Raw genomic sequence first — 10401 nt, forward strand, 5'->3', positions numbered from 1 at the left:
GCTAAAACCGATAAAGGTAATGCCATTGTAAACGGAATGCCGTATAACGTATTTGTTTTGAGTGTGGCTGACGGAGTGAATGCAATGACCAACGCTTTGTCTACTGCCTCAGGTGTTGTTACACTTCAGTTAATGCCGGCAGATGCAGCAAGCACAGTAACCGGATCCGATATAGCCGATAATGGAAACGGCAGTGACCTGCAGGTTGCTTTCAATAAGGCTGCTAATGAAGCCACTGTTTCCGCATACAGAATTATTGTTGTGGATTCTGCCGATGCAGCAACCTTTGACCTGGATTCTGCAAATGCTGTTACTGCCGCAAATTACACTTCCGTAACACCCACAGGCGCTAATATTTCACAAACATTAGCCGCAGGTGCTAAAACCGATAAAGGTAATGCCATTGTAAACGGAATGCCGTATAACGTGTTTGTTTTGAGTGTGGCTGACGGAGTTAATGCACTGACCAATGCATTGTCTGCATCTTCAAGTGTCATTACACTTCAGGCAGCGCTACCTGTTGCTGCTGGTGCTATTTCCAATTTAGCTGTGGTAGATACAGCTGACAATGGCAATGGCAGTGACCTGCATATTTCTTTTGATAAGGTTCTTGATGAAACTAAAGTTTCAGGATATAGAATTATTGTTGTAGATTCTGTCGATGCATCAACCTTTGATCTGGATTCTGCAAATGCTGTTATTGCAGCAAATTACACTGCTGTAACGCCCACGGGCGCTAATATTTCACAAACATTAGCAGCAGGAGCTACCACGAATAAGGGCAACTCAATTGTAAATAATATGCCATATAATGTGTTTGTCTTAAGCGTTGCTGACGGAGTAAATGCGATAACCAATGCATTATCTGCATCTTCAAGCACTATAACCTTAAAAACAGCAATTGGCATTGAGGATATTGTAAAAGCTCAAAACAACATCGAAATTTACAATATTGACAATACCATTTACATTAACTTTTTGCAAAATGAAAGCCGAAAAGGTGTTATTTCTGTATATAATGTGAATGGACAACTATTAAAGCAGTTAAACACTTCAAAGCTTCAGAATAAGATTACTTTAACAGGAAAACAGGAAGGAATTCTTTTCATAAGAGTAGAAACGGCCAATATAGCCATCACAAAAAAGTTTCTTCTGGCGAGGTAATAAAGTGACATTTAATCTTTAATAAAATTATTGAGGTGACTATATAATAGTAGTTGCCTCTTTTTTTGAATATTAAAGTACCTCAACCCTTATATCTGGAATTTATATAGTTTTTGGAATGGTCTCAACAAATTAAAGTTCATGGGTAGTGATGAATCGTTTTGTAAATTGTAATGCCTCAATCGTATCATCCTTTATAATATAAATCCCAACTTCATTTTTTCCTGGTTCAATATCTTCTTTATTAATAAATGTTTGAAACCCTGAACCATCTAAGTTAAAGAGTCCATTAGCTGACTTAGTTACATCAGGTCTTTTCTCAAGGTTTGTTTCAAAATAATATAAAGCAGTTGAGGATTTTATACAAAGTTTTATTATGGAATTCTCAGAATTTTTACCAACAATAAAAGCCCAACCTCTCACGTTATACCCCCCTTCAAATTCTTCAAAGTCCTCTAATGAATATTTTATATTATTAGTTTCGGTTATGAATGGTAAATGAACATAACTATCAGTTGATACTAAAGCATATAAGCTGTCATTTTTATTAATAAATATTTCTATCTGATAGCTGCCTGGCTGGATCTTATAAAATGGGATAAAGGCTGAAAACCCTGAATTATCAAGATCATAGAGTTTAAAAGCTTTGGTAACATCTGTACGTTTGATCGGCTTTGTATTGAAAATATATCTCTTGTTTTTATATCTTAAAACCAGGTAGATCTCATTTTTAACAGCATTGGTATCTTTTATAAAAGCCCATCCAATTATATTAACCCCAACGCTGCTTTCTTCCAATTTATCAATGTGGTACTCAATATTGTTAATCGTATCATTGATAATTATATCTACCACATCAGAGAACTCATATTCAGATGATTGACTGGCAAGATTGTTTTTAGTATGCAGATATTTCCTGAAATTAAATTGTCTATTTATTTCTCCATGCCTCTTATTACCCGAATTATCGAAAATTAATTTGTCGGTTTTATAAGTATCAAAGTTGTAATAAATTTCCAGTCCTGTTTCCAAACCTGTATATGTAAATTTCAAATTTGATCTTATTTCATCTTCTGTTAAAGCCCGGCTCCAAACCCTGAATTCATCTATTAAAGCTTTAAAGTACTTATTATTATGAGAATGAGTACCGAGTGAAAAAATTGGCTTAATAGTATCCATAGTTGCTTTTTTAGACGCCACTTTAACCTCATTAACATACAAAGCCGGAGCATTGTTATCATATACAACAGCTATGTGATTCCATCCCTTTAATATGCCTTCATATACAATCCTTGCATTTAAATAATTCGCTTTATGTTCATATAGCGAAACACCATTTATTCCTACTGAAACACCTGTTCCTCTGGCATTTCCATCACCTCCATATCCAGGGAACACAGCAAAATGTTGACCTTGAGCGCCATTAGTTCCGGTTAAAGGATCTTCTTTGTCAATTTCATGTATTTGATCAGTCTTAAACCAAAATTCATAAGTAAAAGTACTATTGGGAATACCGGAAGTGTTAAAATGTATAAATTTATTGCCTCCGGTAAATTCAACGGGATCTTTTACAGGTTCTGTAGTTCTATTATTACAAGCAAATAAAACAGTAAAAAGAGCATACCCAATATAAGATTTAAACACAATCAAATGAAAATACTGACTCATTAATTTTTTTCATTAATTTTTTAAAGGTTTCAACTTTAATACTTCCTGAACGTTTTAGAATGTCTCTTTCAGTAAAAATATTAATAAGCTGGCATTTTGCGTATGAACTAACTTCGGTTTTATTTACAAACATTTCAGGAGTTATTTCAAAGACAAACTCGTCATTATATTTTTTTGTAGATAACATGACGCAGTAAAAAATTTCTTCAATATCATAAAACTACCTCATTTGAAATAACAATAGCAGGGTGTGTCTTTAATTGACCATTGGGTAGAGGAAAAGATACCTCCACAACATCTCTTTGATTAACTTTCAAAATTCTAATTTAGCGGCTAGTATTTTTTTGGATTGTATAATAGATCCCTTTTTCAGAACATAATGCTCAGCATCAAAATTATCAATATTAATAATTCCTTCAAACATCTCTTTCCACGGAATTAATTTGCAATAAACATTCATAAAAGCATTCTTGACTTCTGCTGGAAATAGATTTTCAATATCAGGATCATTGTTTATCAAGGAGACAATCAATTCTGAAATGTTTAGCAATAACATATATTCTTTAGCTTTCTCAACAGTCATTTTCTCATAATCAATCAAAAATTTGTCTTTTGAAATCGCATTTAAAATAGATTTTCCTTTATCAGAATGAAAAAAACTTAATAGCTGAAAAGCGCTTTTGATACCATCGATATTAATATCTTTTATATAATTGTAAAGTTTCATTTATAAATAATTTGTTTTAATAAAATTTTACTATTTGTTAGATTTTTCAAAGGCTGCGATTTTAACAAACAGAACAAAGATACAAAAATTGTTTAATGTATAAAATTATCGTTAAAAAGTTAACGATAAGGATATCTTAGGGTCTAACATAAATCTCCACCCTCTCATTTTCATTCTTTGCATAACGGGTACGAAACAGGTGCCTGTATTCCATATTTAATTCCGGTATATTATTCGTTGGGTAGTCGTAAACAGGAAAAAAAATCCGTTTATATGCTGCTGTTTTAAAAAAATTGTCAAAGACGCTCCTGGAATATACCCAGCCCCAGTCTTTTCTGAAAATTATTATATCTGGCTGTGTTTTGAGATCGTCCTCCAGATTATTTAAAACAAATCCCATCGTTACCTTGCTATCCAGGTAATACATATAAGCGCACTCTTCATAATTGGCAGCAATCACTAAATTTTCCGTATCTTTATATTGCTCTTTGATAAAGGGTATCAAATGATCTAACGGACCTTTATACCTGTGGAACATTTCATAAATATGACCGGTTATTTCGGGTATATTATTTGCTCCGTTTAATAAAAACACAGTACAGAGTGAAACAATGATCACTCTTTTAACTTCAGCACGTGCCTGCACGCCAGAGTTTGGGCTGGGAAGTGTTTCGGCACGCCCGCCTGCTATTTTGCGGGCAGGCAGGCGTGCCTGAAGTTTGAATTCTTTTATCAATTCAAAAACGATTAAAATATCAATACAAATAATAACACTTAATATTGGAAGTAATAAAATAATATACCGAGTAAAAATATAAGAAGGAAACAGGGCAATTAAAACAATATAAAAAATGAAAAAGCAAGTCAAAAAATTAGAAACCTGCAATTTTTGCATTAAAGACGAATTCTTTACTCTGAACTCTGAATTCTGATTTATGTTTCTGACTCTGTAATAAAGTATTAGAAAAACAATTTTTAAAAATACAGCTAAATAAATAAATTCGTATTTACCAAAATACTCAAAAACAGAAAATAAATGTTTGAAATAAACCTGGGTGCTGTAATTATAAAATTTGTTGGTCTCACCTGAAACATAAAAAGTTTTAAAGTAAATTAATAACGGAATGATCAGTACAAATGCAACGATTAAAGGAGATATAGCTCTTAGATACCTTTTTAATTCTTTTTTTAATAAAACAGAGGGGTTAGAATGATCTATTCCTTTTTCATCTAAATATTTTTTACTTAAATGAAAAAAGAATTGAAAAGTTTCATATAGTCCAATAAAGGCTGAAAATATAAAAAATACAGGCGCAAGGGTATTGAACAATATCACAAAAAAAATAGTCATTAAAATGAGATATTGATAGAAGCAAATTTTACCCCCACACCAAATATCATTTGTAGATTTTATGATTTGGTGCTGGGGTGTACTGGTAAAAGTATAATTAACATATTGATTAATAATACAAGCGCCTAAAAAAATAACGATGGAATAATATCTTACTTCTCTCAAATGAAGCACCAAGGATACGGACAGTAAGGAGAACAGTACAAAAAAGATCAGGAACAATAATTTTTGCTTACGATCTCCCAAAAATGGTAAAAAAGATAATGCGAGAATACCCATCCCAATCAGGCCTAATAAAGCGAAAGGTAATCTTAGCAAAGCGCTCTTTTTATAAAGGTCATCTGCCGTTTTGGCTATTAAAATACCGATGGTTGAATAATAAAACATAGACCAGCCGATACCAATATATGCATCTGTTTGTTCGTCAATTGCAAAATTTTTGATGGAATGCCGCATCGGGTAAACCACATTCTTTCCATCATGCACTTTAGGATAACCAAATTCCAATACCCGCTTGCCATGCATGACACATTCTGCTTCATCGTTCCATAACAGGGGATAAGATATATTTTTGAACAGGCTGAAAGCAAAAGAAGCTATCAGGATGAGTAATAAAAGAAGAAGGAGGTTATTTATTTTTAGGTTTTGCATCATATTTTTTATTTTACCTAAGAGTCCACTCTAAAAAGTGTTTTTGGTTCTCGCAAAGGCGCAAAGAGCGCAAAGTTATATACTTAACTAATTGATATTCAATCCTTTGCGAACTTTGCGTCTTTGCGAGAAACGATTTCTTTTCAATTTTTTACTTTTTAGAGTGGACTCACCTAATTTAAAGTAATTTCATCCCGAGTACTCGGGATCAACTTACTAAGTTATGTTCTTCATTGAACATTGATCTTAAAATCAGTAAACTGTAAAGCTTTGTTGGTATCATTTTTAATAATATAAAACCCGATTTGATAAACACCGGACTGCAGCTCACCTTTATTGACTACAGCCGAAAATCCGGAATCATCAAGATTTAATGGAGGATGAGCGCTGGTAACATCGGGTCGTTTTATCCTTGTTGTCTTAATAACGTATTGATTTTTATCAGATTTAAAACAAACATATATATTAGTATTTTCAGCATCATATCCAACAATAATCGCCCGACCTTCTATCTGCAGCGCATTTGCAGTTGGTTGTAATCTATCTATAATAGCTGTTATATTATTAGTCGGTACAGGAAGAATTAAATCTACAATATTTGAACTATAAAGATTTAAAAGACCATAATGACTTTTATTATTAAAATCTTTATCAGGGCTTTTTTGTAAAATCAACATAGAGTAGTTTGAATCAGGAGCATAATTAGTAGTTTCATCATCCCATTTAAAAATCGTTTCTTTACCGGGCAACAAATCTACTATACCAATAAGCTTATAATTATTCAAAGTATAATTATTAAGCCAGTTGAAAATATATTTTTCTGAACCAGGCAGAATATTCCACGAAATTGGTTGAGTAACCACAATAATTTCAGGACTGGCAGCTTCAACCTCTCTTATCATTTCTTTTTGCATTTTTAAATTATAATCATGGGTTTCCATTAACGGATACAGATACATGTAGCTTGTTGCCGAGTGCCTGTTGGCATGAAAATAGATTTGAGGTTCATTGCCAAATACAAAGATCTTATCATCCTCATTGGTTCTGGAATTGATAAATTTTCCGATCTCTATTGATTCAGGGAAAGGCGCCAGTTCATATACTTTTCTTGAGATCGTGTTGTTGTCTGCCATAAAGAAATAATCTTTTTCAGCAAAGACCCCTATCATCACAATACCCAAATACAAAATACCGGTAAAAACGGAACTTATTTGAGGTAATATAAACTTCTGCCTCATTATTTCCGTACAGTAAGACAATGACAATCCCACCAACAGTGCCACTGTAGGGAGGAGCATCACAAAATAATGTGGCCTGAAATAATACCCGGGAAAGAGAGAAATAAAGGAAAAAATGAACAAAAGCAGGATAAAAATTTTTAGTTTACGGCTAAACTTATCGAGAAGCAATAACAATAATCCTGCTAATGCTATTATCCATAATAAAAGAAAACCATCTGTTACATATATGATCGCTCCTGCGAGAGTTTTTAATGCATAGGAAAAATCCGTTGCAGAGCCATATTTAAGCGCATATTCAAAAACCCAGAACGAAAACTTATCATAAACCCCTGCAATAGAAAGATATAGAAGAATAAAAGCAAATGGAATGATGGATCCAACAATGAAGGTTCCGTTCACTTTTAAAAACCTTCCCTGTTTCAGGGGCTTATTCTGAAATAAGTTCCAGTTAATATACGCCAGTGCAAACAGGATGAAAAATAACCCGGGTTGTTTCATTATGAAGGCAATGCCCAATAAAAAACCGCTCCAAAAGAAGGTTGGCAACCTATTATTTTCCAGCCCTTTAAGTAAAAGCAAAAAACCACCTAAAGCTGCCAGCACTACGAAATGCGTAGCATGTGCAGCAAAGCCCAAAACGGAATGGTTATAAGATAAGATCGCGTAGGTTGCCGCAGCAAATATTGCGGAATATGAATTCAACAGCTTTCGTGATAACTGATACATCAATACAATGTTTGCCAGGTTTACCATAAGAAACCCAAAGTGAATGCCTGCTGTGCTTTGTCCGAATATGGCCATCATAAGGGCATACATATAATAAGTTCCGGGCAGCTTCATATTGGCAGCTTCACTATAGGGCGGTATACCCTGAAGGATCAATTGTCCCATATAGGCAAACTCACCTTCGTCACGTTCGAGTGGGAAGTTGAGGAGACGGAGGCGGAGGAGGGTGACTGATAGCAGGATTAAAACTAAAAGAATCCAATAAATTCTTGATCTGGTAAAATAGAATATGGTTGATTTCATTGTAGAGGCAAAAATATTAAAACATAACATTAATTAATTCTATTTTTCACAATTAATTAGTAAATTGTAATCAAATGTTTTCCGCAAAATACAACAATTACTCTTTCAGTTTCTATACAGCTACTTCAATTGTAGTTGCCAATATGATTGGTACGGGCGTTTTTGTAAGTCTGGGATTTCAGGTTAAAGATCTTACTTCCGGTTTTGCAATATTGGCTTTATGGTTCCTGGGTGGAGCTATTTCTTTATTTGGTGCATTTGCCTACGCAGAATTGGGTGCTGCTAAACCTCGATCGGGGGGCGAATATCATTTACTTTCAGTTATTTACCACCAAAGCATTGGTTTCTTAGCGGGCTGGGTTTCTTGTCTGGTAGGTTTTGCTGCCCCACTTGCTGCTGCTTCAATTGCGTTCAGCTGGTATTTGTTAAGTTCGTTGAAATCTTCACTACTATTAACAGATATATCAGAAAACACTCATTTAATTTTTACTTCAAAATTTATTGCAATTTCCATTATTGTTGTTTTAACTGCTGTTCATTCTTTCCATAAAAAAATAGGCGCTTCATTTCAAAATATCATGACAGCTTTCAAAATATTGGTTATTCTGTTATTAATTCTATTAGGGATTTTTCATAATAAGCACACGAATATTGACTTTACATTAAATATTGCAGCATTAAACGAAATGATCACACCGGCATTTGCCATATCACTTTTCTTTGTTTCATATTCATATTCGGGCTGGAATGCGGTTGTATATATTGCAGGTGAAATTAAAAATCCTTCCAAAAATATTCCTCTAAGCCTGATCTCAGGGACTATATTGGTTTCATTTATATACATCATGTTAAATTTCGTTTTTCTTTATACGATTCCAATTAAAGAGATGAGTGGACAGATTGAAATCGGATATTTATATGGTTATAAATTATTAGGCCCACAAATTGGCAATCTCACGGGTTTAATAATTGCTTTTTTGCTGCTTTCTACGATGAGTTCATTAATCATTACGGGGCCACGGGTTACCCAGGTTATGGGAGAAGATCATAAATTATTAAAGTATTTTTCACGCAAAAACAAATATCAAGTACCTTCAAGGGCTCTTTTAATACAATGTTTAATCTCTGTTTTTTATGTTATTACATCTTCATTTGAACAGATCATTATTTACATCGGCTTTACTTTAAATCTGTTTACTCTTTTAACCGTAGCGGGAGTGATCATAAATAGAATTAAACATCCTGATATTGCATTGCCTTATAAGACATTCGGTTACCCAATAACACCAATAATATTTATTGTCATTAGTACCTCGATTTTAATTTTTGGTTTACTGTATAAACCTTATGAATCATTGGCGGGTTTAATTATTACCTTTTCTGGATTTATTATTTATTTTGCTGACAAATATTTAAATAAAAACCTGAAAATATTTTGAGTTGTAAAAAAAAACAATCTATTTGAATTTTTAAATTTATTAAAGAAAAATGAAAACAAATAATTTTAAATACGGGGCTTTAATAGTAATTATTGGTATGCTGATCTTCCCTCTTGTAATGCCGAAAACATTTAAAAAAATGATTCCTGTTGGAGTCAAAGAGGCTATAAAGAATCATTTTGAAGTAAAGACTACTACAATTGTTCAGAACATGGATACAGTGAGAATAGAAAAGATTGATCGTGAATCTATTGCTAATTTGTACCTGACAGGAAATGGAATTGAGATCGGTGCACTACATTTGCCATTAAAAGTACCGCCTTCAGCTTCCGTAAAATATGTAGATATTTTACCTAAGTCTGAACTGGAAAAGCATTACCCTGAATTATTAAAAGACTATGAATTGGTGGAGGTTGACATCGTTGATGATGGGGAATATTTAATAAAAATCCAGAATTCATCCCTGAATTTTGTCATTGCATGTCATTTTCTTGAACATTGCCAGAATCCTATAGCAGCTGTTGAGAACTTCTTGAGGGTGTTAAAACCCGGAGGAATATTGTACCTGGCTGTACCTGATAAGAGATATACTTTTGATAAAGATCGCCCAATCACATCTTTTGAACATTTATTAAAGGATTATGAAGAAGGTCCGGAGGGGGTCCAGAAAAGAGCATTTCAGAGAATGGGTTACAATGGTTAATAAGACAGAGGGCGAGGAGGCAATAGAAAAAGAAATTACACATTTGATGAATATGAATTATAGTATTCATTACAATGTTTGGAGACAAATTGATCTCCTGGACTTTTTTGTTAAATTAAAGCAGGATATGGAATTTCAATTTAATATTGAGCTGGTTTTTCAAAGAGATCAAAGAGAAAATGAAGTAGTTGTTATTCTAAAGAAAAACTAATTTTTTTTGAATATTGCGGTTATTACAGAATCGCTTGTTAATAACAGTAATACGACCACTGTTTTATTCGAATAAGCCCCTGACTTCATCTCTTTTATAGCCGATAATTTTTTTAAATCAGTGTAATTCGTGGTTTAAATTTATTATTCAAAACAATCAAAACAAAACACCTTATCTGTAAATTTACAATTTTTAATGATGATTTTAGAAAAATCTG

Annotated in this window: 8 protein-coding genes; 4 read left to right on the forward strand and 4 right to left on the reverse strand. The window is 33.2% G+C overall.

Translation table 11 applies throughout. The features are described 5' to 3' along the window. On the forward strand, positions 1–1164 hold a 1164-nt coding region (locus tag FVQ77_12665; protein MBW8051166.1), incomplete at its 5' end, for a T9SS type A sorting domain-containing protein. A gap of 132 nt (positions 1165–1296) precedes the next feature. Here FVQ77_12665 and FVQ77_12670 read toward each other — a convergent pair. The 4 genes from FVQ77_12670 to FVQ77_12685 all read right to left on the reverse strand — a co-directional run bounded on the left by FVQ77_12670 (position 1297) and on the right by FVQ77_12685 (position 7861). Further along, the gene (locus FVQ77_12670) at positions 1297–2832 is read right to left on the reverse strand and encodes a LamG domain-containing protein (protein ID MBW8051167.1); all 1536 of its coding nucleotides are present in this window, start codon (positions 2830–2832) and stop codon (positions 1297–1299) included. A 313-nt stretch (positions 2833–3145) separates the two neighbouring features. Further along, positions 3146–3559 carry a hypothetical protein gene (locus FVQ77_12675; GenBank protein MBW8051168.1) on the reverse strand — a complete coding sequence of 138 codons (414 nt, stop codon included), beginning with the start codon at positions 3557–3559 and terminating at the stop codon, positions 3146–3148. Between the two features lie 136 nt (positions 3560–3695). Further along, positions 3696–5564, reverse strand: a complete 1869-nt coding sequence (locus tag FVQ77_12680; protein MBW8051169.1) for a hypothetical protein — start codon at positions 5562–5564, stop codon at positions 3696–3698. Positions 5565–5791: 227 nt separating this feature from the next. Next, a complete protein-coding gene (locus tag FVQ77_12685; GenBank protein MBW8051170.1) occupies positions 5792–7861 on the reverse strand; it encodes a glycosyltransferase family 39 protein in 2070 nt (689 codons plus the stop codon). A 44-nt stretch (positions 7862–7905) separates the two neighbouring features. Between FVQ77_12685 and FVQ77_12690 the strand changes: the two genes are divergently transcribed. From FVQ77_12690 to FVQ77_12700, 3 genes are read left to right on the forward strand one after another with little or no spacing between them, the layout of a single operon-like run. Continuing rightward, positions 7906–9270: an amino acid permease gene (locus FVQ77_12690; GenBank protein ID MBW8051171.1), complete on the forward strand. Its 1365-nt coding sequence runs from the start codon at positions 7906–7908 to the stop codon at positions 9268–9270. 49 nt (positions 9271–9319) lie between these two features. Beyond that, positions 9320–9973 carry a methyltransferase domain-containing protein gene (locus tag FVQ77_12695; GenBank protein MBW8051172.1) on the forward strand — a complete coding sequence of 218 codons (654 nt, stop codon included), beginning with the start codon at positions 9320–9322 and terminating at the stop codon, positions 9971–9973. Further along, entirely contained in the window at positions 9966–10184 is a 219-nt protein-coding gene (locus tag FVQ77_12700; GenBank protein MBW8051173.1) for a hypothetical protein, read from the forward strand. Before FVQ77_12695 ends, FVQ77_12700 begins: the two co-directional genes overlap by 8 nt. Positions 10185–10401: the final 217 nt, after the last annotated feature.

This window comes from Cytophagales bacterium (genome assembly GCA_019456305.1).
Classification (GTDB): domain Bacteria; phylum Bacteroidota; class Bacteroidia; order Cytophagales; family VRUD01; genus VRUD01.